Genomic DNA, 26,308 nt, shown 5'->3' with positions numbered 1-26,308 from the left:
CCGGTCATCTTGTCAGGTCAGCGCCCGGTTGAGCAGCGGTGGCAACTGGTCGGCCACCAGGGGGTAGGACAGCGGCGAGGCGAATGCGATGGCGCCGGCCAGATCTTTGGGGGTGAAAACGTGCCGCTTGCGGACGGTGGCTTTGAGCTCGGCGATCCCCGGATCGGCCAGCAGGGCGTCGCGCTCCTCGTCGCTCTCGGTGGTCCAGATCAGCACGTCGGCGGCATCGAGCACGGAGGCGAAGTCCGAGCGCGGGATCAGCTCGGGTGTCGGCGGCACCGCAAAGCCCATCTGGGTGAGAAATTCGGTACGCCATCCCGTCTGGGTCTGCACACTGTCCCGGAACAGGGTGCCGCTCAGCAGCATGGCCTTCTTACCCGCGAACCGCGGGTTGTTGGTCGCCACTGCCTTGAACCTGTCGTCCACGCCGGTGATCAGGCCCGTCATCGCGTCGTTCTGGAACACCGCCTGGCCGATGAGGGTGGCCTGGTCGCGCCATGGTCCGAAGAACGCGTCGGGGCCGGTCTGCGCGATCGTCGGGGCGATCTCGGAGAGTTTGGCGAAGGTGTCGGCATCGAGTCCGGCATTGGTGGCCACGATCAGATCCGGTTTGAGCGCCGCGATCGCGTCGACCTGGATCCCGTCGTTCAGGCCCAGCAGGGCGGGCTGGGCCGCCCCGAGTTTCGGTTGCGCCCAGGGCCACACCGCGAACGGCTCACCGCCGAACCACTCGGTCGTCGCGACCGGCACGACGCCGAGGGCCAGCAGGTCGTCCTGCTCGGTGAATCCCGCGCTGACCACCCGTTGCGGTGGCCCCGGGATGTTGGTGTCACCGAACAGGTGGCGGACGGTCACCGAACCGTCTTTCGCAACCACGCCGGGTTTTTGCGTGCTACACGCAGCGACCAGGGCCATTCCAGCGGTGACCGTGAAAAACCCTCGCCGCGACCAGGTTGTCGGCACTTAGCCAGGGTAACCGTTTAGCTACCCGCTAGTGAAGGTGCCGAACAAACCGCCGAACAGGACCGAGGCCAAACCCAGCGCCACCACGATGTTCACCACGGTCGCCGCGGCGAACAGCACGATGGGCCGCCATCCGGCTTCCTTCAGTCCGCGTAGCGAGAATTCCAGCCCGATGGCCACGAAAGCAAAGATGAGGAACCAGGTCCGCAGGTCGTTCACGGTGGCAATGGAGGATGAGGCGGCCTTTCCGCCAAGTTGCAGATACAGCGTGCCGATCACCGATGCGGCGATGAAGCCGAGCACGAATTTCGGGAAGCGGTCCCAGAATTCGCGCAGCGACGGACGCGCCGCCGCAGTCCCTGGAGTGTCAGATTGCCGCTCGACTTTCAGCGCGAAGTACGCGGTGAGAGCGATGGCCACGATGCCGATCAGTGCGTTCTGCGTGGTTTTGACGATCGTGGCGATCTGCAGCGCCTGTTCACCGGCGATCGTGCCCGCGGCGGCCACGGCCGCGGTGGTGTCGATATTGCCGCCGATCCAGGCTCCGGCCACCGCGTCGGACAGTCCGAACACATCGGCGAGCCAGGGCAGCAGGAAGATCGAGGGCAGCGCGAACACGATGACGAGCGATGCGGCGTAGGCCAGCTGCTCTTTTCGGGCCTGAACCGCGCCGGCGGCGGCGATGGCCGCGCTCACCCCGCAGATGGAGACAGCCGATGCCAGCAGGGCCCGCAGTTTGTGGTCGAGGCCGAGCCGGCCACCGAGCCACCAGGTGAACCCGAAGACGATCGAAATCAGAAGGAGCGCTTGGATGATCGCCGGTCCCGCGGCAGTGGCGAGCACCTTGAGGTTGATCGACGCTCCGAGCAGGACCAGGCCGGTCTTGATGAAGAACTCGGTGCGAAACCCTTGGGACAGGATGTCGCGGAGGGCGAACCGGGCCAGGACGGCGTTGCCGATGAGGCCGAGAGCGATTGCGTAGACCGGGAATTCGACTGATTTGGCGACCTTCGCCAGCGGTGTCCCGGCGGCCCAATGAGGCACCTCGGTTTCCAGGAATCGGGTCGCCGCGCCCAATGCGATGACGACGAGCACACCGGCGACGGCGTAGCCGATCTTCGACGAACGCTGTTCGGAGCGTTCCTCGGTGCTGGTCATGGGATCACACTGCCGGGGATGGCGCCGACGAGCACGAGGGTCAATAGGGTGAGGCCGACGATCACGGCCAGCCAGTCTTCGTTCACGCGCGTCAGGCTAGGTAGCGGGCGTCCCCGCCGGGACCCTTGAGATCTTCACGAATGCAACCGGTTACGAATGTCGCGGGCTCCCGCATGCGCCCGCAGCATCGGCGGGTTATTGTCGATCCCGCATATTGGGCGTCCCCCGGTTCTATTCTCGGCGGAACGGGAACTGAATGAGGAGTGGTCATGCGGAGCATGTGGCGTCCGGTGTTACTGGGACTGACCGGTTTGACCATCCCGATCGCCGTTTCCATCACCGCCCCGCCGACGGCCGTCGCCGACTGCGTCGATGCCGGCGGTTCCACGGTGTGCGCACAGGGCAATGTCCGCGGCGGGGGACCGACGCCGCCGAAGGCCGGTCCCTACTACCCGTATTACTGCGCCAACGACTGGTACTGCGCCGGCGGGGGCTTAGAAATCGACATCGACCCCCGCCCGCCCGACAACGGTGGTGGTGGTGGCGGCTGGCGGCCGGGGCGTCCGTGAGCCTTAGCGCAGTTATCCGAGTCGATTTAGGAGCCACGATGTTCACCCGTGTGATCGCCTCCGGCGCAATCAGCCTGTCGCTCTTGGCTGTTGGCGCGCCTGTCGCCGGTGCAGAGGAGCCCAACTGCACCGCCGCCGATCTGGCCGGGGTGATGGCCGGGGTCCGCGCGGCCACGTCGGCGTATCTGTTCAGCCATCCCGACGTCAACGCGTTCTTCACCAGTCTCAAGGGACAGTCGAACGACGAGATGGCCGAATCGGTGCGCGTCTACCTTCAGGACAAGCCGCAGATCCGTGCCGAACTCCAGGGAGTCCGGCAACCGGCGACTGATTTCCGCAACCGCTGCGGGTAGCCGCCGGGCCGGTCCTGCCCCTCAGACCACGCTGATGGTGACATCGATGTTGCCGCGGGTCGCCTTGGAGTACGGGCAGACCTGGTGCGCATCATCGGCGATGGCCTGCGCGGTCGCCCGATCGACGCCCGGGATGGTGACGTTCAGTCGCGCCCGCAGGGAAAATGCTCCGTCGGTGTTGAGTAGGTCGACCTCGGCGTCGACGGCGGTCTCCGCGGGCAACTTCACGTTGTGCTTGCCCGCCGTCAGGCCCATGGCGCTCAGGAAACACGCCGACCATCCGGCCGCGAACAACTGCTCGGGGTTGGTGCCGGCGCCGTTTCCGCCGGGCGGTGTGAGCTGGATGTCGAGGTTGCCGTCGGAGCTGTAGGCCTCGCCCTGACGCCCGCCGGTGGTGTGGGTCTGGGCTGTGTAGAGCACGTTGTCGGTCTGGCTGGTGGTCACGGCGTTCTCCCTGAGTGGATGGTCAGCTCCAATTGGATGCGTTAGACATGAACGTGGCGGGCCATATATTTCATCCCATCCGATTAAATCGGGTCCGATATAATTTGGACCATGGCACCCGCGGCTCCGCAACTCTCCGATTTCCTGTGCTTCGCGATCTACTCGGCCAACCTCGCGTACGGCAAGGCCTACAAGCCGATCCTGGACCGACACGGCATCACGTATACCCAGTACATCGCGCTCGTCGCGCTCTCGGAGCACGATCACCAGACCGTCGGAAGCCTGGGAGACAATCTGTTCCTGGAGTCCAACACGTTGACGCCGATCCTCAAGAAGCTCGAAGCGCTGGGATACGTGACGCGGCAGCGTGATCCCGGCGACGAGCGTCAGGTCATCGTCAGCCTCACCGACGCCGGGCGCGCACTCCGCGCGCAGACCCTGGAGATGGACCTCCTGGCGGCGACGGGTCTGTCACTGGACGAACTCAGGACCATGCAGCGCGGTGTCTCCACGCTGCGGGACAACCTGCGTGACTACGCGCGATCCCCGGTCGATCCTGCGGCGACGGCGTGAGAGTTCGAGTGGGCCGCGTCCTCGGCGCAGGATGAGCGGCGGCAGTCCTCGGGGATGACCAGTACCGGTGTCGTGGCATGAGCGACGACGGCCGCGGCCACGCTGCCTTCCAGGTGCCCCAACAGACCGTTACGCCGGTGCGGGCCGACCACGATGAGGCTCGCGTTGTGTTCGTGAGCGGCCTCGACGATGCCCATCCAGATGGGCGCGGCTTCGACGGCGACGCTCCGGGCCGAGAAACCGGCCCGGGTCGCCAGTGACGCTCCGTGGGCAGCCGTCTGCTCAGCGGCCCGGCGTACCTCGTTGGCCCGGTCGGCGTCGAAATGCGTTGCCTCCACGGGCGTGAACCCGACATCGACGGGCTGCCACACGCACACCACCAGGGCAGCGCGGTCGACGGACAGTTCGGCCGCCGCCTGTTCGATGGCGGAGGCGGCGCGGGGTGTTCCGTCGTAGGCGAACAGCACGGGTCCCGTCGACGCGGGCGTCGCGGGTTCGAATGGGGCCGCCGGACGGGACCGCTCAGGTGGCGCAGTCGGTGCGGTCAGGCCGGGACGCAGCCGCGCGAGCAGCGGTGGCGAGTACCAGGCCGGCGATTCGCCGTCGAGGAACAGGTCGAGGTCGGGCCGTTGAGGCCGAGCCCCGCTGAGTGCGTAGACGGCCACCCCGAAAATCGCACCGCCGACCGACAGGCCGAATCCGATCCATAATGCATCGCCCGTGCCTGCGGTCAGTCCACCGGCGGCTGTGGCGGCGAAATGGGCGAAGATGGGCGCGACCATGAAGGCTGCCACGGCGCGCAACAACTCGATGATGGCGAAAACCCGTTGGAGGCTGTTGGACTGCAACGAGAAACCTGCGACGAACAGTGCCGGCGCCACCGTGGCGCCCAATGCCAGTCCCGTCAGTAACGAGGCCAGCAGCGCCAGCGGCTGGTTGGCGGGAATGGCGAGCCGGAACACCACGATCCCGGCGGCCAGCAGCGCCATGCCGACCAGCGGGAGGTAGTGCATCGACCGCTTGGTGATGACGGACCCGAACACAAGGGCCATGACGATGGCGCCGCCGAGTTCGGGCAGGAACAGCAGACCGACCCGCACCGGGCTGTAGGTCTGCATGAAGACTTCTGCCGTCAGAGCCGTCGCCGCCACCGACGCGGCTGCCGCGAACAGGGCGACACCGACGCCGGCGACGGGGATCGAACTGGTCAGCATCGTGCGGACGGTCAGCAACGGACGGCGGGCCCTGAACTGGTAGACGATGAGCACCACGATCAGCGCCAGCCCGCCGAGCATCGGCACGATCACCGCCGGGTCGGTGAAATCGTGGCTGGTGAGTTGTGCGGCGCCGACGAAAGCGGCCGCACAGCCGACCGATGCCAGGCCGATGGCCAACAGGTCACGCGGTGCGTCGAGATCGGCCGGCGGTGCGTCCTCGAACGTCAGGGCCGCCATGATCAGAGCGCCGACGGCGATCGCGGCGACGATCCAGAACAGCGGGCGCCACGCGAGGGCCTCGGCCTGTGCGCCGCCGATGAACGGGCCGAGAGCGACGGCTCCGAACACGGCCATGTTCATGATCACGGCGGTGTAGCGCAGCTTGTCCCGGGGGAAGCCGATGGTCAGTGGTGGAGCGGCGGCGATCAGCAGCATGCTGGTGGCCAGCCCTTGCAGGATGTGACCGCCGATGAACATCGCCCCGTTGACCGCGGACGCCGCCAATACGGAGCCCACGACCAGCACCACCGCATAGGCCAACAGCATCCTGCGCTGGGGCAGGTGCTGGGCGAACTGCACGGCCAACACGGTGCCCACCGCATACGCGGCGTTACCCAGGCCGAAGCCGAGGCTCATGGTCTGCGTCGAGATGCCCAGCTGCTCGGAGATGATCGGGACCAGCGGGTCGACGGCGGCCGACAGCGCCAGGTAGGGGATCAACGCCAAGGCGACCATGGTGGCCACGGCGGGGTATCGACCGGCGAGGGGACCCTGACGCATCAGCGCCGCCCGATGAGGGCAAGGGGCAGTTCCTGGCGCCGTTGCGCCACGTTCGGACAGTCGACTAGCGAGTTCGGTTGGCGCACGTGTCCGTTTAACCGTCCGCACCGCGGGTGTTATTCCGTTGTTGGCTGGTTGATTCCGGATTGTGAAGCGACTCACGAAAATTTGCATAGCGCAACAATGTGTTGTACCGGCGCCGATTTTCGTGCATACGTGCCACGCTCGCGGCCGGTGATGGCTGACCCGCGACAACTACGGCTTGAGCTGAACCTTCAGGTGCTCGCCCGAACGGGAGAAAGCTTTGGCGTATCCGTCGACGGCCTCGTCCAGCGACATCGTGGTCGTGAAGATCCCGTCGACGTCCAGGCGGCCGGCTTGCAGCAGCGGGATCAGTTCCGGCCAGGTCTGCTGTACCGGCGCGGTGGTGAAACGGATGGTCAGGCTGCGCAGCAGGCAGCCCAGCGCGGGCATCGGGTAGGGCTGCAGATCGTGCACACCGACGATGGAGACGGTACCGCCGGCACGGGCGGCGTCGATGGCGTCGTTGATCGAGGCGTCCATGCCCACCGCGTCGATGACGGAGTCCACACCGAGGCCGCCGGTGGCTTCCCGGATCGCCTGGGCCGAGGGCGGGGCGAACGTCGTCGCTCCCGAGGCCTCCGCGCGTTCGCGCCGGGCCGCTACCGGGTCGACGGCGAAAACCTTTGCCGCGCCGAGTGTGATTGCGCTGCGCAGGGCGCACATGCCGACCGCGCCCAGGCCGATCACCGCGACGGAACCGCCCACCGGAATGTCCGCGCGTTTGGCCGCCGCCCAGCCCGTGGCCAGGTTGTCGGTCAGCAGCAGAGCCTGCTCGGTGCTGATGCCGTCGGGCATCTTCAGTAGCTGGAAGTTGGCAGCCGGTACCGCGAGAAGTTCGGCCTGGGCGCCGCCGAGGAATCCGGTACCGAAGATCTGCGGGCCCTGCACGCAGCGGATCGGATCGTGGGTCGCGCAGCCAGTGCAATGTCCGCAGCCGGCCACCGATGAGACCAGAACCCGGTCGCCGACGGCGAATCCGGTTACCTCCGGGCCGATTTCGACGATCACGCCGACGGCCTCATGTCCGACGGACACTGGATCGGCGATCGGATAGTGCCCCTCGAGGAAGTGCAGGTCCGATCCGCAGATCGAGGCAGCCTCGACCTTGACGATTGCTCCGTCGGGACCGGGCAGGACTGGGTCCGGCCGGGTTTCGACGTTGACCTTTCCGGAACTGTCGACGACGACTGCGCGCATACTCACGCCTCCTGCACTGTGAAGTCTGACCAGATGGGTTCGTTGATGGCAGAGCGGTATTCGCTCAACCGCCACGGGCTGACGGTGTGGATCTCACCGTCCGCATTCTTGAAATAGGAGTGTTTGATCGAGGGCTGTGCCCACACGGTTTGGCGGATCGCCTCCTGTGATCGGCGGTGCCATTCCTTGGTCGGCTCCGGCAGTGGCTCCATGGCCTTGGCGCCGACGGTGATCAGGTGCTCCAGACACTGGTTGATGTAGCGCATCTGGAGTTCGGAGTTGAGGATCAGGCTGCCGCCGTGGGCCAGGTGTGTTCCGGGGCCGTAGGTCATGAAGAAGTTGGGGAAGCCGGGCACCGTGATGCCGCGGTAGGCGTAGGGGCGCTGCCCCCAGGCGTCGCGAAGGTCGACGCCGTCACGGCCGGTGATGGTCATCGGGAACAACACGTCGGTGGCACGAAAACCGGTGGCGTACACGATGATATCGGCGTCGTAGGCCTCGCCGTCCGTCGTGACGACTCCGGTCGGGGTGATGCGTTCGACCGGGGTGCGGATCAGGTCCACGTTGTCGCGTTTGAGGGTGCCCAGCCAGCTGCCGTTGTCCTGCAGCGTGCGCTTGCCGGTGGCCGGATAGTCGGGCAGGACCTTGGCGAGCAGTTCGGGGTTGTCTCCTACTTGGGTGGTGATCCAGTCGGTGAACATGATGCGGGCAATGGCATTGATCTCGCTGACTGCGTTGCCTTGGTCGTCGTAGTCGGGGTCCACCCGCGCGGCGTCCAGGCCTTTGTCGGCCCCGGGCCACAGCAGCAGGAAGCGGTACCAGCGTCCGTAGTACGGCAGGTGTTCCATCGCCCATCGCACCCCGTCGGCGACGCGCTCGTGGTACATCGGGTTGGGGAACATCCACTGCGCGGTGCGCTGGAAGACCGTGAGGTGCTCGACCTTGTCGGCGATGGCCGGGGCGATCTGGAAACCGCTGGCGCCAGCGCCGATCAGGGCGACTCGCTTGCCGGTGACGTCGACGCCGTGGTCCCATGCTGCGGAGTGAAAGGCTGGTCCCGCAAAGGTTTCCGCGCCAGGGAAGTCGGGGATCTGCGGCCGGTTAAGCTGCCCGACGGCGGTGATGACGGCGTTGGCTTTGAGGGTCTCGGTTCCCGCCGCCGAGCGCACCGTGACGTTCCACAGTTCACCGTCCCACGCCGCGGAGACCACCTCGGTGTTCCACCGGATGTGGGGTCCGAGGTTGTGGCGGTCCACCACGTCGCGGAAGTACTGGCGTAGCTCGGGCTGTTCGGCGAAGAAGTGGTCCCAGTGGTTGCTGGGTTCGAAGCTGTAACAGTAGAAGTGGTTGGCGACATCGACGCGGGCGCCGGGATAGCTGTTCTCCCACCAGGTTCCGCCCGGGCCGGCATTCTTCTCCACAATCGTGAAGTCGATATCGGCCTGCTTGAGCCGAACCCCGGCCAGCACGCCGGATTCCCCGCAGCCGATCACGATCACGCTGAAGTCTTGGGTGTCCTGCAGCGCTTTCGGCCGCCGCGGGTCGACCCCCTCGAGGTCGAGCTCCTCCAGCATCAGCGGCACGTTGTCGTCGTCGACCGGCTCGCAGGCCGCCCAGTCCAGCATCTCTTTGACCAGCTCGGCGGGCAGCGGGTCGGGGACCGGGCACCCGCGGTCGCGGTAGTCGGCGATCACCGGCAGGGCCACCTCGCGCACCCGCGCCTTGTCCTCTTCGCTCATGAACCCCTGGACCTCGTTGAGGAACAGTCCGGCCTGTTTGAACTCGCGGATGTACCGCGGGTCGCCGGTGATGTGCACGAGCGAGAGCAGCAGCGTCGGGACGCTGACCTGCTCTAATGCCGCCGCGATGTCGGCATCGGGCGTGGTGAATGGCTGGCCGACGTGGAAGCTCCGGGTCACGCGGCGTTACGCTACTGCGCGTAGCGTTATGTGACAAGAGGGTGCCGGACATCGGCATCTTTTCTAGGCGCAGCTTTGCCTGGCGGATTCCATTTTGGACTGGCGGACGCGCCGTCAAGACGGAATCCTGATAGCTCTGAGGACCTCGAAAGTTCGTCGCAATCGCATCGTTGAGCTGGGCTTTGTGTGACATCCTGTGCGAGTGCCAGCCGGGGGCCGACCTTCGGGGGTCGTGACGTTCCTATTCACCGACATCGAGGGTTCGACTCGTCGGTGGGAAGCCGATGCCGACCAGATGCGGGCAGCCCTGCTGGAGCACGACGAGATTTTGCGTTCGGTCATCGAAGAGCACGCCGGATTTCTGTTCAGCCACACCGGGGATGGCGTGGTCGCTGCTTTCGCGTCTGCCAAATCTGCTGTCGACGCGGCGGTGGCGGCCCAGCGAGAGCTCCGGCTTCCTGTGCGAATGGGGATCGCGACCGGGGTGGCCGAACTGCGGGATGACAATTACTTCGGCACGGTGCTCAATCGGGCCGCGCGGGTAATGGCCGCCGGGCACGGCGGCCAGATCCTGGTGTCGGATTCGACGGCGAATCTGCTGCGCGGCCTGGACCTGGTCGATCTGGGGCCGCGACGATTGCGAGACCTGCCGGATCCGATCACGGTGTTTCAGCTACAAGCCGCCGGTCTGGGCACGGACTTTCCGCCATTGCGGACCCTGGACCCGGCCCCGGGGAACCTGCGCCGGGTGGTCACCAGCCTGATAGGCCGTGACGCCGAGGTCTCCGATATCCGAGTGGCGGTACGTTCACACAGGCTGGTCACGCTGGCCGGCGTAGGCGGGGTCGGTAAGACGCGTCTCGCGCTGGAGGTCGCGGGACGTCTTGCCAACGAATTTCCCGATGGGGTCTGGTTTTTCGAACTGGCCGCGGTGGCTGATCCGGCTGCGGTACCTGATGCTGTCGCGACGGTATTGGGCATCACTCAGCAACCGGACAAGAGCGTGGCCGAGAGTGTCGCTGCCGCGTTGGAAGGCCGAGTCCGCCTGTTGGTGATAGACAACTGTGAGCACGTGCGCGATGCCGTCGCCGATTTGATCGAGGCGATCCTGGCGAAGTCGGCGACGGTGAAGATCATGGCTACGAGCCGCGAAGGACTGCGAGTGGCCGATGAGCAGCTGTGGCTGGTGCCCTCGCTGGATGTGACCGGAGGCGTCGAATCGGCCGCCGTGGCGTTGTTCATCGAGCGCGCCCGTAGTGTGGCACAGCGGTTCTCGCTGTCCGGGGCCAATGAGGCCGAGGCAGTGGTGGAGATCTGTCGCCGTCTTGACGGGATCCCGTTGGCCATCGAGTTGGCGGCCTCACGGATGGCGTCGATGACACCAACAGAGGTGCGGGATCGTCTCGATGACCGATTCAAACTTCTGGTCGGGTCGCGGCGGGGGTTGGAACACCACCAGACGCTGCGCCACACTGTGGCATGGTCATATGACCTCCTCGACGATCCTGAAAAGGTGTTACTGGAGCGGTGTTCGGTGTTCTCCGGGGGTTTCGACCTCCAAAGCGCGCGCGCAGTAGCAGAATTGGATGACACCGACGAGTACGCAGTGCTCGATTCGCTCGACGCGCTGGTGCGCAAATCGCTGCTGATCGTCGAACGTTCCTCAGACCTGACCAGGTTCTCGATGCTGGAGACGATCCGCCAGTTCGCCGGGGAGCAGCTGGTCGCGCGTGGATCGGCAACCGAGACCCGGACCGCGCATGCTCGCCATTTCGCCGGGCGCGAAGCCGACATTCTCGACTTGTGGGATAGCCCCCGCCAACGGGACGCCTACGACTGGTTCACCCTTGAGCTGGCCAATCTGCGGTCTGCGTTTCGGTGGGCCGCCGACCAAGGTGACCTCGACGTCGCCGCCACCATCGCGACATGGACGGCATGGCTTGGCTTTTGGACGCACAGTAACGAGCCGATAGCGTGGGCCGAGGAACTCATCGAGCTTGCCCGTACGGCCGACCATCCGGCCCTCGCATTCCTGTATGCGATGGCGTCTTTGTGCTGGTGGCCCGGACGGATCGAGGCAGCTGTTGGCTACAGCGACGCCGGCCAGCTGGTGATCGGCAATGGCCGCCATGACGACGTGCCGTTCGGTTTCGAGGGTGCGCTCGGCGCCGCGTACCTGCACTCCGGCCAACCCGAACGGCAGGTCGAGTGGTGTCGTGCCCGGCTCGCATTGGGTCACGACACCCACGGGTTCACCAGGGCGTTCCTGACTGTTGCACTGGCGGTCGCGGGTCGCGACGAGGAGGCGAGGTTCGCCGCGAATGGCCTGATCGAGGTTGCCGAGGCGACCGGCAACCCGGCGGCACTCTCATTCGCGCTCTACGCCTACGGTTACGCGTTCGGCGACGGTGATCCCGCGGCGGCGCTGGACGCTCAGCGCCGCGGTCTGGTGATCGCCCAGGAGAGCGGTAACCGTAATACTGAAACGCGCATCGCGGGCAGTTTGTCGCGCCTCGAGGCCGAGTGCGGCGACCCGCTGGCCACGCTTGACTATGTCGCACTTGCGGTTCGGAATTTTCACGACGCGGGCAACACCACCATGATCCGTTTCCCGCTGGCTGTCCTCGCTGCCCTTTTCGGCCAGCTTGGACGCGACGAGCCGGCGGCCATCATCGCCGGGTTCGCGTTCAGTCCCCTCACGAGTACGGCCTACCCCGAGTTGAGCACCGCGATCACTCACCTGCGCGAGGTCTCGGCGCCCAGACCTACGAATCGATCGCCCACAAGGGCGCAACGATGACCACGGCCGAGATGGCCGTCTACGCATACGACCAAATCGGCCAGGCTCGGACGACGCTGAACGCTGTCTCGGAATAGACCACATACCAACCCCAGACGCTGCCCCACCGGGCTGCGAGGAAGACCGCCTACGTCTAGTGCGGCTCGCCGTCGGCGACCCACTCCTCATAGAACGGCGGCATCTCGGAGGCCTGGCCGGAGAACTGCGGCGGCCGCTTGTCGAGGAACGCCCGCACGCCTTCGTTGCCGTCACCGATGCTCGTGTAGAACATCGCCAAGGAGTCCACCCGGTGCGCGTCGACCGGGTGCGGCTCGGCTGAATTCCGGTAGAGCATCTGGCGCATGAGCGCGACCGAAACCGGTGAGCGGTCGCGTGTCCACGCGTCGGCGAGCGCCCGGGCCTCGGCGATCAATGCATCCGGTTCGTGGACGGCCTGCGCCAGCCCGATCTCGCGGGCCGCGTCTGCCGTGAGAATGTCGGAGCGGTAGACCAGGTCCAAAGCTGCTGGCATGCCGACGATTCGGGGGAGGAACCACGTCGAACATGCTTCCGGGGTGATGCCGAGCTTTCCGAAGACCAGCCCGAAGCGGGCCTTGGCCGACATGAGGCGGGCATCCATGGCCAGCGTCATCGTCGCGCCGATCCCGACTGCGGCGCCGTTGATCGCGGCGATCACCGGCTTGCGGCAGGCGTAGATCGCCAGAGTCACTCGGCCACCGGTATCCCTGACCCGTCGAAGCTCGAGGTCGTCGAGGTCGGCCATGTCGGCCAGGCTCGGCGATTTCGACTCATCGAGACCGAACACATTGCCTTCGCTCGACAGGTCCATGCCGGCGCAGAACGCGCGGCCCTCGCCGGTCACGATGACGGCACGCACCGCGTCGTCGCCGTTGACCGCCACGAAGGTGCGCTCCAATTCCTCTGCCATCTCGACGGTGAAGGCATTGAGATTGTCCGGGCGATCAAGGACGACGGTGAGGATCCCGTCGTCGAGCTCGTGCCGGATCGTCGTGAAGTCCACGGATGCTCCTTCGGGTCGGTTGGTACTCAGCTTGCCCAAGGAGGGCGGAGTGGTTTCAACGACCCCCATCTCGCGTGGGCGGTAGACCACCGCGCAACGTCACCGCGGACTACCTTCGTGGGGTGGACTTTGACGAGTACCGTGCGCACGACGCCACGTCCTTGGCGAAACTGATTGCTGACAAGCAGGTTTCGGTGGCTGAACTTCTCGCCACCGCCCGGGAGCGGGCGGCAGCGGTAAACCCGAAGATCAACGCCATCATCCGTGACGTCCCGGCTTCGCCGTCGGACGATCTGACGGGTCCGTTCGCCGGGGTCCCGTTTCTGATCAAGGATCTTGCGCAGGACTATGCGGGTTTGCCGACCTCGGCCGGTTCACGTGCGCTGATGTCGCTGAACGCGACCGAGCATGCCACGGTCGTACAACGCTGGATCGACGCCGGCCTGGTCATCTTCGGGAAAACCAACACACCCGAGTTCGGCGCGAAGGGCATCACCGAGCCCGAGGCATGGGGGCCGGCCCGCAACCCCTGGGACCTGGAAAGGTCGCCGGGTGGCAGCTCGGGAGGATCTGCGGCGGCCGTGGCAGCGGGCATCGTGCCCTGTGCGGGCGCCAACGACGGGGGCGGATCGATTCGCATTCCGGCGGCGAGTTGTGGGCTGGTCGGGCTGAAACCGGGTCGCGGTTTGACGCCGTCGGGTCCGCTGGTCGGAGAATCCATGCACGGTGCGGCCGTTCAGGGCGTCGTCTCGCGGACGGTGCGCGATACGGCAGCCATGCTCGATGTTCTCAGCGGCGGCGAACCCTTCGGTCCCTACGTGCCGAGCCTGCCCGGTGAGTCCTTCGCGTCGTGCGTGGGGGTGGATCCCGGGAAGCTGCGCATCGGGCTGCGGGTGCCGACGGCGATCAATCCGACGCCACACCGCGAGGCGTTCGCCGCCGTCGAGGCAACGGCTACTGCGCTCACCGAGCTCGGTCACCACGTCGAGGAACTGCCCCAGGCGCCCTTCGACGACGCCGCCCTTGCCCGCGACTTCCTGCTGACCTGGTTCGTCTACAGCGCTTGGGAGCTCGCCGAGGCCAAGCGGCTGACCGGCGCGGGTGACGACGCTTTCGAACGTGACACGCTCATCATGGCGGCGATCGGTCGCGCCACGAGCAGCGTCGACTATCTCGATGCGGTGCAGCGGCGCCAAGAACACACGCGGCGGCTGAGCACGTTCTTCGAGTCGTATGACCTTCTGTTGACGCCCACCTTGGCAACCCTGCCGCCTCGGATCGGCGATTTCGATCTGCCGGGCGTGCTGCAGCACGCCGCTGACGCGCTGATCAAGACTCGTACCGCAAGCCTGTTGCGCCACACCAAGATCGTCGACGACATGGTGGACAAGAACCTCGGCTGGGTGCCCTACACCCAGCTGGCGAACATCACCGGCCGCCCCGCGATCTCCCTGCCGCTGCACTGGACGGCAGAAGGATTGCCGCTCGGCGTCCAGTTCGTCGCACCGCTTGCTGGTGAATCGCTGCTGCTCAAGCTGGCGGCCCAACTCGAGCAGGCGTTGCCCTGGGCCGGGCGTGTCGCGCCGATCTGAGCCGAGGGGCCGCGGGACGCGCGTTCGTCCTCGGCCGTCTGATTCGCGGGTCACCGGTGACCCCCATCCGGGGCCTTCGAAGCAACTGGGCCCGTGCAATTGGGCGCATTGCAGCGGATCCTGCGGAGACGGAGGCGGTGTCGTGGCGTCCCCGGATCCCAACGAGTACAGCGCGACAGTGTCCGCGGCGAGGGCCGAATTGCGATGGCCGGTATGCGGAATCGCCTGGACTACGTACGGCTTCGGCAGACTCGGGTCTGTCTCGATCGTGACATCCCAGGCGCCGTCGACCACCTTCACCTTCTTGGCCCAATATGCTCCACCTGCTGACCTAGGCCCGACGAGCACGGCGACCTCGTCGACGTCTTTTGTCGCGGAACCGTCGACGGTTACCTCGGCTTTGGTGTAGTCCCCGGTGTAGTCATAGGAGATGCTGCTTGGCTTCTCAGCGCTACGGTGAAGCAGCGGAATCAACTGGGGCACAATGGTGAAGGCCCCGGTGACGGCGGCTGCGCCAAGTGTGCTGACCATGGCCAGTTTGGCCGGGCTCCAGGTGCCCTGACTCTCAGCCGGCGGATTCCCGCCGGTGTTCGCGCCGGGCTGTGCGCCTACTGGGTGAAGTTGAAGTCTCATGATGTTTGCCCCCGACTAGCTCCTACCTTGTGTTGTCCATGGTGATGCCCACCTGTCGGAAAGGCCCGCGTAGCGCACTACTCCAAAAGTGACGCGGTGTGATGGCAGTGTGACAGGTGGTGCAAATGAGTCATCATGTGGCGCCGGACGTTTCCGGCTGGCGTCTACGCCGCGATCCCTACGGCGCCGGCGCGATACCGGTGCCTGCGCTCTTGACCGAAGCCTTCGCGCGCTTCTCTGCCCGCACGGCCCTCCCGCCGCGCACGAACCCGGTCGCAGAAATCGCCACCGACAGCACTGCATCCTCGCCGTTGACGAACGGGTGGAACCCGACGCCCGCGCCACCACGGCCCTTGACCGGGATGTCGGCGACTTCGGTGACCTTCCAACCTTTTTCCGATGTCGACAGGATGGCTTCCCCGTTTTCGCAGCTGATCGGGAGCGCCGCGATGACCTCGTCACCCGGGTCATCGGCGGTCAGCTTCACCCCGGCCACGCCGTTGCCTGCCGCGCCTTGCGGATTCACCGCGGCGGGATCGATGCGCAGGATCTTTCCGCGGCGGGTCACCAGCGCCAGGTGGTAGCCGGGCGTCAGTACCCCGGAAAGCAGTAGCCCGGTGATGTCCGGCGCCACCGGGATATCGCGGATCTTGAACGGCAAGCCGTTCCCGTTGGTGAACTTGACCCGGCCGTCGGCCCACACCGCCCAACCCAGACCCGCGGTGAGCAGGTCACCGTGGCTGTCGGAAAACACGCCACGGTCGTCAAGGCGCCAGGAGGCGTTGACCTTTCGCTCCCGGGGGCCGTCCTCGTCAGCGCCCGAAGTCGTCGGGGTGGCCTCGAGGTCCAGCACGGTGCGGCGGTCGAACTCGGGACCCTTGAACAGCTTCGCGGTCTCCACCAGTTCCTTGTCGATCACCTTTCGGCGTGCATCGGGGTTGGAGACCAGTTCGGTCAGGTCGGCGTATTCGGCGTCCAATTTGTCGGCTTCGGCTTGCAGCTCGATCACATCGAGCTTGGTCAGCCTTCGAAGCTGCAGCGCCAGAACATAATTGGCCTGCTCTTCGTCGATCTGGAACCGCTCCTGCAGGCCTTGCCGGGCGTCGTCGACGGTGTCGGAACCGCGAATGACTGCGACGGCGGCATCAATGTCGAGGTGGATCAGCATCAGGCCCGCCACCAAATGGCGGCGCGCGGTGACCTTCTCCAGCCGGTACTCGCTGCGGTGCAGCACCACCGAGTCACGCAGATGCAGGAATGCGGAGATCAGCTCCCGCACCGACCACCAGCGCGGCACCCGGTCCTCATCGAGGGCGACGAGGCTGGCGGCGAACGACGATTCCAGCGGGGTCAGCGCCAAAAGTTGCTCGCGGATGGTCTCGGCGCTGTGGCCGCGTTTGGCGGTGACGACGATGCGCAGACCGTTGCGACGGTCGGTGAGGTCGGACATGTCGGCCACGCCGGACATCTCACCGGATTCGACCATTGCCCGGATCCTGTCCTGCACAGTGTTACTGGCGACCCCGGGTGGCAGCTCGGTAATGATGCAGTTCTTGCCCTCGATCGACACCGTGCCACGCACCGTGAACAAGCCGCGGCCGGTGGTGATGTACTCCCGCAGGCCGTTCGTCCCGACAACGGTGGCCCCGCAGCCCCAGTCGGGCCCGGGAATGAGCTTCATCAACGTGTCGTCGGTCGTGTTCGGCCTGGCCAGCAGAGCCCGGCAGGCGGCCATCACCTCACGCGGATTGTGCGCGGGCACCTTGGTGGCCCACCCTTCGGCGATGCCCATGGCACCGTTGCACAGCAGTACCGGCCACTGGGCCGGCAGCATCGTCGGCTCGGTCCACTCGCCGTCGAAGGTCTGCACCATGGGTACGGCGTGATCGTCCAACTCCGCGGTTAGCGCGGCACCGGGAGCCGACAGCCGCATCTCGGTGTAGCGGTCCGCGGCGGGAATGTCACCCTGGATGCGCGGGAACGCCCCTTGTCCGTCAATGACTTTCACGCGCTGGAACTCGGCGGCCATCAGCGCCGCGGCCCCGTACATCGAGGCTCCGCCGTGCGGGTGCAGGTTCCCGGTGACCGCCGAGCAGATCTTCGAGGACTTCTGCGGTTTGTTGCCGGGCAGCAGTTTCGACTCGTGCATCTGGTAGAGCAGGCGGCGTTGGCCCGGCTTGAGACCGTCGAACGCAGAGGGGATGGCGCGGTCGCTGACGCTGTAGAGCGCGAACGTCAGCTGGTAGTGATTCCAGTAGTCGTCGGCGCTCTGGTCGAGCACCAGGTCGGGATTCTGCTCAGGGAGGTCCAGGGTGGCAGTCACAGTGTTTTCCTACGTCCTAGGTCAAGTCGAGAGCGGAGGTGTCGACGCGGGCGGCGACTTCGGCCATCCAGGTGCGCCGGCCCTCCGGGGGACCGCCGAACAGAGTGTGGTGCAGCTTGGCTTCGCCGTCATCGAGATTCACCCGAATCACGGTGCGCCGCTGTGGATCCAGCACGGTGTTCCAGAAGTCGTCGGCATCCATCTCGCCGAGGCCCTTGTTCCGCTGCACCTCCACCTTGCGTTTGGAGGTGGCCTTCAAACGCGCCACGGCGGTGTCACGCTCGGACTCGTCCTGGCAGTAGATCCGCTCCTGACTGTCCTTGACCACGAACAGTGGCGGCAGCGTCACGTAGACCATGCCGGCCGCGACGAGTGGGCGGTAGAAGTCCAGGAACATCGAGATCAGGCTGGAGTTGATGTTGCCGCCGTCGGGGTCGGCGTCGGAGGCGAACAGGATCCGGTCGTAGCGGCACAGCTCGGGATCGCAGTGATCACGCACGCCGCAGCCCAGGATGCGTTCGATCGAGTCGAACTCGTCTTTGGCCCGTGCCTTGCTCAAGGCAAATCCATAGACGTTGGGCGGCTTACCTTTCAGCGGGAACGCCGCCTGGAACGTGGCGTCGCGCGCCGCTTTGATCGTGCCCAGGGCGGAATCGCCCTCGCACAGGAACAGTTCGGCGCCCGAGCCGCGGCCGGTCTCGCGGCTGGGCAGCAGCTTCGGCGGCAACGAGAGGTTCGTGCCCAGGCCCTTGGCTTTCGACGCCGCGCGGGAGCGGGCCTTCGCCCCTTCGGCGCTGCGCCGCGCCCGGGCGGATTCCAGCGCCAGCTTGGTCCACAGCGACACCGCGTCGTTGTTGGCGGGGTTGGCCGCCCAGATGGTGACGCTGCGCGCCACATCCGGGGCCATCGCCACATTCAGCGACCGCGAGGACACCGCCGTCTTGGCCTGTGAATCCCAGGCCACGTCCGGGGCGCGGGTATCCACGGCCAGCGCGGTGACTGCCACGAAATCCTGTGGCTCCGGGCCGTCTTCACCTTTGGCCAGACCGAGGTCGCGGATGCGGGACGCGCGGTCGGCCAGGGCCTCGGACAGCCCCTTCATCGCGGCAGTGAGGTGTGATCCGCCGTTGGGGGTGCGCACGGTGTTGCAGAACGCGGCGACGGTGGCCGGTTCGGCCGGGCCCGCGGTCAGCGACCAGCGGAACGGGGTCGCGCCACGGCCGGTGGTGTACTCACCGCGACCCTCCACGGCGGCCCGGACGCTGGGTGCGGGGTTGCCGGTGGTGGTGCACATGAGATCCAGCAGAGTGTCGGTGCCCCACGGGCCGCTGAATGGCTCCATCAGGGCGGCCGGGATTTCCTCACCAGGCCAGCCCTCGTCGGCGACTACCAGGTGCACCCCGGGTGACATCCGCGCCGCGGCGTGCGCCCGCAGCAGTACCTCACCGATGTCGACGGTCGAGTCCGGCACCACGGCCGGGTCGAACAGGATGCGCACCGTGGTGCCGTGTGCGTCGGGCTTGCGGTTGCCGGTGCCACGCAGTTTCTGCGTGTCCGAGCGAGTGAACTCCGCGTCCGGGTCAAAATCTTTGCCGTCGAAGGTGCCGGGATAGCCGCCGCCGAAACTTTGCAGGTAGGTCTTCCCGGCCCGGCGCACGGTGACATCGGTACGAGCGGAGATGAACACCGCTGCCGCGGCACCGATTCCGTTCAGACCGGCGCCGGTGCTGGTGGCGTCGGTGTGGGCGGAGAACTTGCCGCCGGCCCGCGCGGTGCCCAGCGTCTTGACGATGCCGTTCTTGCCGGTGGGGTCGGAGTCGACGGGCAGGCCGCGACCGTCGTCGGCGACGCTGACCGAGCCGTCGGCGTGCAGGGTGATGGTGACCGTGGACCCACCGTGGCTGGGATCGGCGACCTCTTCGATCGCGTTGTCCACCAGCTCGCGTAACGCCGTGTTGAGCACGTCGAGGCCCAGGTTCACCGCCGGCCGCAGGCGGGTGTGCTGGACATCGTCGAGCTCGGTGATGTCTGCGGCGTTGTAACTCACTGCTGGTCCTTTCCCACCAGGGCCGATGCCGGAGCGATCGGTTCGGACCGCTCGCTGTGGGCGGGCGGCGTAAGCATTCTCCCCTGGGAGGCAGACAGCCTCCGACAGCCACGGCCGAAAGAATGGGCGCCGGATCAGGACCCGATGCCTCGGGGATTGTGCCGGGCTGGCCCGCACCCTGACAAAAGTCATCTCGAATTGAGATGACTTTGATCCATAACAATCGTTGGACTTGATCGAATCTGTCGGGTCAGATGAAGCGTGTGACGTTCACCCCGGATGCCCGCCCGCGCGGATGCCGGGTGAATGTCTTTATGTCTCAGTTGAATCCCGAAGGAGCAAGACATGCCCGTGGTCCGTTTTCAGATGTCGTCAGCGCTCGACTCCGCCGCCCTCATGGACGTGCTGACGGACTTCGGGCCGTCCCGTCCACATCGGTGGCCGACGATCGACGAGGAACATTTTCAGGTGCACGCGCTGGGGGACACCTGGGCAGAGGTGACTGAAGGCACAGGTGCGGCGTGGGAGCGTGCCCGCTACGACTGGGATACCAAGCGCCGGCGCGTCACCGTGACCACCCATGACTCGAAGGTCTTCGGTCCGGGCGGTGGCTGGACATTTCAGCTCACTCCGCAGGCCACCGGTACGCGCGTCGACATCGAGCTTGTGCGCACCCCGGCCGGGCTCAAACGAAAACTGCTGGCCGCCCTGTTGCCGGCGGTTGCCCCGAGCGCGCTGAAGAAGTCGTTCGCCGGGCCGCTGGGTGCTAAGTGATCGACCAGAACTCCAGCAGGGTCCGGATGGTCGCCACCAGCGGCAGGGGTTGATCCAGCATCGGGTGGTGACCGGCTTCGGCGAGTTCGACGAACGGGCCGCGTAGTTGCAGCATCGACTGGATCTGGCCGGCCATCGGTGGCGGAACCACCCCGTCCTCGCAGTGCAAATACCCGACGCGGCAAGGGATTCGGGCAAACGTGTTCTCCAGCAGCTCCTCGTCGGTGGACGTTTCGTCCAGGAGGTGGCCGCCGAAGATGTCGGGGTCGAACTTCCACACCCATCCATCGTCGGTCTTGCGCACGGATTGCGCCGCGATGTGGTGACCGATGTAAGGCAGCGTCACGTCCTGCTTCGGTACCGCGCGGAACCGGGCCAGGATCTCTTCCTCGGTTGGGTATCCGGCGGTGTCCCGGCGGCGGTTACGCAACCGGGCTTCCTCGGGGGCACGTTCCCGGAGCGGCGAATCGATGACCAGGATGCTGTCGATCTGCGCGCCATAGCGCGTGGCGGCCGAGGCGCCGACCCAGCCGCCCATGCTGTGGCCGACGATCGTGGGCCGCGCCGAGGACCCGGAGGCGTCCGATGCGGCGAGGACCTCGCGGGCCCAGATCGCCAGGGTGTATTCGGTGCGGGTGCCGCTATCGCCATGCCCGCTCAGGTCGGGTGCGATGACGCGATGGGTGCGGGCGAAGAACGGAGCGATGTGATCCCACCAGCCGGAGTGAGCGCCGCCGCCGTGGACGAACACCAGCGGTGGATTGTCCGGGTTGCCCCAGGTCCGCACATGAATGGCGCAGCCGTCGACCTCGATTGTCGAGTGTTCGGGTGTCTGTTCCAGCGCGGAGGTGAACCATGCCGGGGCGTTCGCAAAGGGGTGCGGGGTCGGGGACGGTTCACGCCGGAACATGGGACTCACCTGGTGATTCTGTCTCATCCCGCGAGTTCGATCGAGGGGTGCCCCTTGTGAATCGTGGCACGCCGGGGCGCCGTCGACGGGCGCTCAGGACATCGCGAGGCTCGCGCCGAGCGCGATCATCATCACCGCGATCACTCCGTCGAGGATTCGCCAGGTCATCGGGGTGGCGAACAGTCCGGCCAGGCGGCGGGCACCCAGGCCCAGGCCGGTGAACCACAGTGCGCTGGCCGCGACCGCGCCGGCGCCGAAGAGCCACCGCTGCTCGCGGTGTTCGTTGGCCAGCGAGCCGAGCAACACCACGGTGTCCAGATACACGTGCGGGTTCAGCCAGGTCAGCGCCAGGCAGGTGACCAGCACCTCGGCCAGGCGGGCCGGAGTGCGTTCGGACGGATTGAGGGTTGACGGCCGGAAGGCACGGCGCGCGGCGAGCACGCCATAGCCGATCAGGAAGGCCGCGCCCCCGAACTTGGCCACCGTCATGGCGTCGGGGTGCGCGGTGATCAGGGCGCCGACCCCGGCGATGCCGGCGGCGATCAGGATCAGGTCGGAGACCGTGCACAACGCGATGACGGCAACGACGTGTTCCCCGCGGATGCCCTGACGCAACACGAAGGCGTTCTGCGCGCCGATCGCGGCGATCAACGCCATGGTGGTGAGAAATCCGATGAGCAAAGGTGAAGCCATGTGTTCGAGGCTATGAACCTGCGGGGATCAAGTACAGCTAATGATTCTTCAGATGCATTAGTTGTGCTTATTGCTGGTCCGACGCGGAGTGGTGCCCGCGAGTGTAGATTCTCAAAACGGGCGTCATCGTCTCAACCGGAATGCCATCCGGATGCCATTTCTGACAGAAGATGAGATTAAGTTTGGTCGTCGGCCCGGCTGGGCGCGGGCAGTAGTTGATGAACGAGCCCTGTCACCTCCGTTCACGTCAACGTAGTTGAACAGCCATCAGACCTACGCTACGAAAAAGCTCGACTTACAGCGGAATTCGCAGCCTCCGGGACGCGCCAGCAGACCGAATAGGCATTCCCGTAGCGTCGAAGACCAAAGGAGGCTCCCGCGTCCGATCTCCGGGCACCCTCTAATCGGTGAATGAAACGACTTCACCCCTCAGCAGAATGCTACGCAGTCGTTGTTCCGGGCTCATCGACCCGATGTAGGTGGGTACGTCGTCCGATTGGCCGGTTCCGGAGGGACGTCCACAGAAGTGGACCAGCCAGTCGAACTGAGCGGGCCCTGCCTCGGCGAGCAGTGAGTGACCTGTCAAAGGGTAGGGCTCTCAATTCTTTACTGACACACTGCTCAAGGACGTCCCGGTCTCATGATCGTACGCAACACCATCCTGGCAACCCGTTCATGTTCGCTCACTGCATATCCCCGGGGCGAGCCGCGGCTGGACTTGGCCGAAGCTTGACCGTCGACAGGTGCACCCCAGGATGCGGAGGGCGAACGGCTAAGCCACGCGGCGCGATGGACCGATGCCTTCGCGGTCGGGAGCTCTGTTCTACTTGCTATCCATCGGCGGTCGGTTGTTGATTTGGTAGACGTATTGTGTGCGCGGTGGGGTTCCGTCTTACGCGTGCTTCTCGAAGGCCTCGCCCTGAGGAAGTGGTGTCCAATCCGTCGGTTGCCAAGCCGACGCTGGTCAACGCCGACGTCGAGGTCCGTGATGTCAATGACGATCGGCTGAACCGTTTGCCCTTTTGCCGCCGAGTCGTGGAGCGAATCGACGCTGCTGGTCGCGGCCCAAGTGTGGTATTCGGCCTTGCGGGGCCGTGGGGGTCGGGTAAGACATCGGTCCTTAACTTCATCGAATACTTGCTGACTGAAGAGCGCGGCCAAGAGTGGGCGGTCGTCCGGTTCACGGCCTGGTCAGCGGGCGACGTCGGCGCGCTCACCGATGAGTTTTATAAGGCGATTGCAGCGGCAATGCCCACCGATACCGAAGCGGGACGCCGGGCGGCAGGCCGGATACTGTCAATGGCGCCAGTGTTCGCCGCGGCCGGCAAAGCGGTCGCGATATCCGCAATCGAAAGCAAAATTGGAAAAGGGGCACTACACAACACATCTGAGGCCATCGCGGGAGCGCTTGCAGACAAAGCTGGGAAATTCAAGCTCGACCCTGATCCGTTCTCCAATCGCTTCAAGAAGCTGTCCGAGGCGATCGAGGAAGCAGGCCAAAACGTTCTAGTGGTAGTCGACGACATCGACCGTTTGCATACCGATGAGCTTCTCGGAGTGCTCAAGGCGGTCCGGTTGCTTGGCCGATTCAGCCGGGTGCACTATCTGCTGTCGTACGACGAACAGACTGTCCTGGACGTGCTCAAGGCATCTGACATCGCCAACCGCGAGGAGAAGCGGGCACGGCAATACCTTGAGAAGATCGTCCAGTACCCATTTGCGCTGCCTCCGCTTGAGGTCAGCCAGCTCGAAGGCGAGCTGCGCGCCGAATTGCTTCAAGCGGCCGCCATGCACGGGATCTTCCCGCACGATGCGAATACACAACGATGGGATGATGTTGACCGCATCGTTCATGCGTTGCCGGACAACGATATTGCACGCATGACATTGCGACGAATCAAACGGCTTGCCAGTCAGGTTGAAGTACTGTGCGCCCTGGTCGGTGCGCGCGACCTCAACTTCATCGACGCCGTGCTCGTAACGTACTTACGATTGTGGTATCCGGCCGTATATGAGCAGCTGCCAGGCTGGCGGTCCGATCTGATCAAAGACAGCGGCGTGCAGAGTTTTTCGGCAGCGGATGCCAAAAAGTGGCCCGAACTTGTTAGTGAGGCACTGGATATCAAGGTGCGAACATCACGCGGCGACGCTGAACTCGAGGGTGTGCTGCGTTTGATGAGCACGCTATTCCCTGGCGCACTGCAAAAAGGTGGGATGCGCAAGGGTGACGAGCAGTGTCGCATTGACTCGCGGGACTACTTCGGCCGCTACGTCGCGCTGGGGATCCCCGCTGGCGACGTCAGTGACGACACGGTGCGCGATGAGTTGGCATCACTTTGCGCTACAGGAGAATTGGGCGCTGGTTCGGTGGTCATTGAGATGCTGGCGGAGCATCAGTCATCTGCGCTTGTTCTGCGCAAACTGCTCCGCGTCATTAGCGTGATCGCCGACTCGCCGTCCCAAAACGCCTGTAGAGCAGCGGTCTTCCTCAATCAGCAACTCCTCGAAGGTGATCGGTTATTCGGTCGCTGGGCTACGGTGCTGAATGCTCTGCTTGGACACGCTGTTGCCGGTGCGCCGACTCCAGAAGATGCCGAGCGGATGGTGGACGATTTCGCCGCGCGAGCTGGATTGCTCGCCACCGCAGAAGTCTTGTTTGGGTCTGTAGCTGTGCCGGGAATTGACTCGACTCCGATGGTGGCAGCCAGCAAGGGTGTGCGGTCGCACATTGTCGACGTGTGTCGGCGTGATCTGAGTACTGATGTTGCGGACGTCAGCGGCGGTACCCTTCGCTGCATCGACTTTGTGCGGCTGTGGAGAAGATTCCCGGCCGATATCGTCGAGCAGCTGCGGACGGAAGCTGACACGCTTATATCGTCGGGATCGGCTAAAGCCCATGAACTGGGTGCCCGCTTCGTGGTAGTGCCCCCGGCGAACAGCGACACAGCTTTCGCGACCGATCAACCAACGTTGCACGTTGATCAGTTCGAAACGATTGTGCCGCAGACGAAGTGGTCTATCGCTGAGCTGCCAACCAGAGACCAGGTCGCTATCATTGTGGGTGATGTCTCGCTCCGCAATCGCACCGCTGTTGCCGGTGTGGCCATGCGGCAGCGCTTAGCGGCCGCGAGCAGCGATTAGGTGATTGGTTCCACCACTCGATCTGCGCCGGCGCGGAGCTCCAGGCTCCATAGAGGAGCAGCAGGCGGTCGCGGCCGACTAGTTTGTATTTGTTTCGCATCAAGGACATCGAGGAGATTGCGTTGACGTTCGTCATAGCCAAGATCACTGATCGCGAGAGGGGAGCGGTCTCGCTTCTCGGCGACTCGAAACTCACCGATCGATACGACATCACACGGAATCGTCAGACTCTCACACACCCGTCGCAGAAACTGGTGATTATCGACGACGAAGTCGCGGTGGGGGTCGCCGGCGACACGCCGAGGTCCGCGCTCGAACAACTTGTTTCGCTGAGGGGGAAGCCTGTCGGCGTCATTGAGAAAGTGCTGCATGCGCACTCAGTTGAGATGAGCGAACTGGGTGTATCCAAGAAGTATCTGGTCGTTTCGCGACGTCCATCTCCAAGGATCGTGGTCATTGGCGATGGAAAACTCGACGACCGGACCGAAGTCGGAACCGGCTGGATCGGTGACCACGAGGCCTTCGAGGCGTACAGCCGCATCTATCAGAGTCCAGACCTAACGGGAATGCCTGATACAGATCGCTTCATGATGTCGATGGTGAATCTTGTCGCCATGGAGGACGTCGACAGCGTTGGAGGCTACATGGCTAGGGTCTACGGGCGAAGCGACAAACCAATGCGGTTCGGTGTCGACGCGGGCTTCGTACTTCCGGACTATCTGGAAGCCGCCATCACGTCCCAACCAGACGGAGGCTCAGATATTCAGTTCCGACTACCAGCAGGAGCTGACGCCACGAGACATCAGAGATTCACCGTTCCCGGTGCCGTCCCGACCTACAGTGCTCTGGCACATTACATACCGGAGTCCGGTACCGCCTGGCTACATACGCATGAGGAACCCTGGCAGGATGCCGTGAGAATGCGCGTGTCCTCGCTCGCCGGACTTGTTGCTGCTGCGCGGGAGGATCTCAACCAGGTCCTGGAACCATCGGCGACCGAATACGCGATGACGAAATACGGCTGGTAGCGGCCTTCCGGGCTCCGTATCAGCAATCGGGCCGCCGCCCTGCCACCGAAAGTCGTGGAGGACTATTGGTTCGCTGCGAGCGTCTGGGA

At 65.2% G+C, this 26,308-nt stretch carries 19 protein-coding genes; 8 read left to right on the top strand and 11 right to left on the bottom strand.

What is annotated here, in order from left to right; genetic code table 11:
- Positions 1–12: 12 nt before the first annotated feature.
- Together ACZY08_RS02945 and ACZY08_RS02940 are read right to left on the bottom strand one after the other, a co-directional pair.
- Complete coding sequence (locus tag ACZY08_RS02945; RefSeq protein WP_463744124.1) at positions 13–915, bottom strand: ABC transporter substrate-binding protein; 903 nt, start codon at positions 913–915, stop codon at positions 13–15.
- A gap of 69 nt (positions 916–984) precedes the next feature.
- Complete coding sequence (locus ACZY08_RS02940; RefSeq protein ID WP_463743103.1) at positions 985–2,121, bottom strand: YeiH family protein; 1,137 nt, start codon at positions 2,119–2,121, stop codon at positions 985–987.
- A gap of 269 nt (positions 2,122–2,390) precedes the next feature.
- Here ACZY08_RS02940 and ACZY08_RS02935 point away from each other — a divergent pair, with 269 nt between their 5' ends.
- Entirely contained in the window at positions 2,391–2,690 is a 300-nt protein-coding gene (locus tag ACZY08_RS02935; RefSeq protein WP_463743102.1) for a hypothetical protein, read from the top strand.
- Between the two features lie 38 nt (positions 2,691–2,728).
- The gene (locus tag ACZY08_RS02930; protein ID WP_463743101.1) at positions 2,729–3,043 is read left to right on the top strand and encodes a heme-binding protein; all 315 of its coding nucleotides are present in this window, start codon (positions 2,729–2,731) and stop codon (positions 3,041–3,043) included.
- A 21-nt stretch (positions 3,044–3,064) separates the two neighbouring features.
- On the opposite strand, the gene ACZY08_RS02925 is transcribed toward ACZY08_RS02930, so the two are convergent.
- Positions 3,065–3,487, bottom strand: coding sequence for an organic hydroperoxide resistance protein (locus tag ACZY08_RS02925; protein WP_463743100.1), 423 nt, complete (start codon positions 3,485–3,487; stop codon positions 3,065–3,067).
- Positions 3,488–3,598: 111 nt separating this feature from the next.
- On the opposite strand from ACZY08_RS02925, the gene ACZY08_RS02920 reads away from it, so the two are divergent.
- Positions 3,599–4,060, top strand: coding sequence for a MarR family winged helix-turn-helix transcriptional regulator (locus tag ACZY08_RS02920; protein ID WP_463743099.1), 462 nt, complete (start codon positions 3,599–3,601; stop codon positions 4,058–4,060).
- Here the strand turns inward: ACZY08_RS02920 and ACZY08_RS02915 are convergent.
- The 3 genes from ACZY08_RS02915 to ACZY08_RS02905 all read right to left on the bottom strand — a co-directional run bounded on the left by ACZY08_RS02915 (position 4,021) and on the right by ACZY08_RS02905 (position 9,257).
- Positions 4,021–6,057, bottom strand: coding sequence for an MFS transporter (locus ACZY08_RS02915; protein WP_463743098.1), 2,037 nt, complete (start codon positions 6,055–6,057; stop codon positions 4,021–4,023). The genes ACZY08_RS02920 and ACZY08_RS02915 overlap by 40 nt on opposite strands.
- A gap of 255 nt (positions 6,058–6,312) precedes the next feature.
- A complete protein-coding gene (locus ACZY08_RS02910) occupies positions 6,313–7,338 on the bottom strand; it encodes an alcohol dehydrogenase catalytic domain-containing protein (RefSeq protein ID WP_463744123.1) in 1,026 nt (341 codons plus the stop codon).
- Between the two features lie 2 nt (positions 7,339–7,340).
- Positions 7,341–9,257, bottom strand: a complete 1,917-nt coding sequence (locus ACZY08_RS02905; protein WP_463743097.1) for a flavin-containing monooxygenase — start codon at positions 9,255–9,257, stop codon at positions 7,341–7,343.
- A 232-nt stretch (positions 9,258–9,489) separates the two neighbouring features.
- Between ACZY08_RS02905 and ACZY08_RS02900 the strand changes: the two genes are divergently transcribed.
- Entirely contained in the window at positions 9,490–12,057 is a 2,568-nt protein-coding gene (locus ACZY08_RS02900) for an ATP-binding protein (protein ID WP_463743096.1), read from the top strand.
- A gap of 133 nt (positions 12,058–12,190) precedes the next feature.
- Here the strand turns inward: ACZY08_RS02900 and ACZY08_RS02895 are convergent, their stop codons facing one another.
- Positions 12,191–13,078 carry a crotonase/enoyl-CoA hydratase family protein gene (locus ACZY08_RS02895; RefSeq protein WP_463743095.1) on the bottom strand — a complete coding sequence of 296 codons (888 nt, stop codon included), beginning with the start codon at positions 13,076–13,078 and terminating at the stop codon, positions 12,191–12,193.
- Positions 13,079–13,200: 122 nt separating this feature from the next.
- Here ACZY08_RS02895 and ACZY08_RS02890 point away from each other — a divergent pair, with 122 nt between their 5' ends.
- Complete coding sequence (locus ACZY08_RS02890; RefSeq protein ID WP_463743094.1) at positions 13,201–14,670, top strand: amidase; 1,470 nt, start codon at positions 13,201–13,203, stop codon at positions 14,668–14,670.
- Positions 14,671–15,481: 811 nt separating this feature from the next.
- Here ACZY08_RS02890 and ACZY08_RS02885 read toward each other — a convergent pair.
- A complete protein-coding gene (locus tag ACZY08_RS02885; RefSeq protein ID WP_463743093.1) occupies positions 15,482–17,626 on the bottom strand; it encodes a DNA gyrase subunit A in 2,145 nt (714 codons plus the stop codon).
- Positions 17,627–17,642: 16 nt separating this feature from the next.
- Positions 17,643–19,673 carry a toprim domain-containing protein gene (locus ACZY08_RS02880; protein ID WP_463743092.1) on the bottom strand — a complete coding sequence of 677 codons (2,031 nt, stop codon included), beginning with the start codon at positions 19,671–19,673 and terminating at the stop codon, positions 17,643–17,645.
- A gap of 345 nt (positions 19,674–20,018) precedes the next feature.
- On the opposite strand from ACZY08_RS02880, the gene ACZY08_RS02875 reads away from it, so the two are divergent.
- The gene (locus ACZY08_RS02875) at positions 20,019–20,447 is read left to right on the top strand and encodes a hypothetical protein (protein ID WP_463743091.1); all 429 of its coding nucleotides are present in this window, start codon (positions 20,019–20,021) and stop codon (positions 20,445–20,447) included.
- Here ACZY08_RS02875 and ACZY08_RS02870 read toward each other — a convergent pair.
- Both ACZY08_RS02870 and lysE read right to left on the bottom strand, forming a co-directional pair.
- Entirely contained in the window at positions 20,440–21,357 is a 918-nt protein-coding gene (locus ACZY08_RS02870; RefSeq protein ID WP_463744122.1) for an alpha/beta fold hydrolase, read from the bottom strand. The genes ACZY08_RS02875 and ACZY08_RS02870 overlap by 8 nt on opposite strands.
- 93 nt (positions 21,358–21,450) lie before the next feature.
- A complete protein-coding gene (gene lysE / locus ACZY08_RS02865; RefSeq protein WP_463743090.1) occupies positions 21,451–22,050 on the bottom strand; it encodes an L-lysine exporter in 600 nt (199 codons plus the stop codon).
- Between the two features lie 930 nt (positions 22,051–22,980).
- Between lysE and ACZY08_RS02860 the strand changes: the two genes are divergently transcribed.
- Both ACZY08_RS02860 and ACZY08_RS02855 read left to right on the top strand, forming a co-directional pair.
- Positions 22,981–25,191 carry a KAP family P-loop NTPase fold protein gene (locus ACZY08_RS02860; RefSeq protein WP_463743089.1) on the top strand — a complete coding sequence of 737 codons (2,211 nt, stop codon included), beginning with the start codon at positions 22,981–22,983 and terminating at the stop codon, positions 25,189–25,191.
- Positions 25,192–25,313: 122 nt separating this feature from the next.
- Positions 25,314–26,219 carry a hypothetical protein gene (locus tag ACZY08_RS02855; RefSeq protein WP_463743088.1) on the top strand — a complete coding sequence of 302 codons (906 nt, stop codon included), beginning with the start codon at positions 25,314–25,316 and terminating at the stop codon, positions 26,217–26,219.
- Positions 26,220–26,308 lie beyond the last annotated feature (89 nt).

This window comes from Mycobacterium sp. IDUB_9 (assembly GCF_055419505.1).
The sequence above is the reverse complement of the archived record's forward strand: the minus strand, read 5'-3'. Positions and strand labels throughout refer to the sequence as shown.

Excerpts from the sequence above, each read along its gene's own strand:
- ACZY08_RS02945 (WP_463744124.1), bottom strand. The coding sequence starts at position 915 with ATGGCCCTGGTCGCTGCGTGTAGCACGCAAAAACCCGGCGTGGTTGCG.
- ACZY08_RS02940 (WP_463743103.1), bottom strand. The coding sequence starts at position 2,121 with ATGACCAGCACCGAGGAACGCTCCGAACAGCGTTCGTCGAAGATCGGC.
- ACZY08_RS02935 (WP_463743102.1), top strand. The coding sequence starts at position 2,391 with ATGCGGAGCATGTGGCGTCCGGTGTTACTGGGACTGACCGGTTTGACC.
- ACZY08_RS02930 (WP_463743101.1), top strand. The coding sequence starts at position 2,729 with ATGTTCACCCGTGTGATCGCCTCCGGCGCAATCAGCCTGTCGCTCTTG.
- ACZY08_RS02920 (WP_463743099.1), top strand. The coding sequence starts at position 3,599 with ATGGCACCCGCGGCTCCGCAACTCTCCGATTTCCTGTGCTTCGCGATC.
- ACZY08_RS02915 (WP_463743098.1), bottom strand. The coding sequence starts at position 6,057 with ATGCGTCAGGGTCCCCTCGCCGGTCGATACCCCGCCGTGGCCACCATG.
- ACZY08_RS02910 (WP_463744123.1), bottom strand. The coding sequence starts at position 7,338 with ATGCGCGCAGTCGTCGTCGACAGTTCCGGAAAGGTCAACGTCGAAACC.
- ACZY08_RS02875 (WP_463743091.1), top strand. The coding sequence starts at position 20,019 with ATGCCCGTGGTCCGTTTTCAGATGTCGTCAGCGCTCGACTCCGCCGCC.
- ACZY08_RS02870 (WP_463744122.1), bottom strand. The coding sequence starts at position 21,357 with ATGTTCCGGCGTGAACCGTCCCCGACCCCGCACCCCTTTGCGAACGCC.
- lysE (WP_463743090.1), bottom strand. The coding sequence starts at position 22,050 with ATGGCTTCACCTTTGCTCATCGGATTTCTCACCACCATGGCGTTGATC.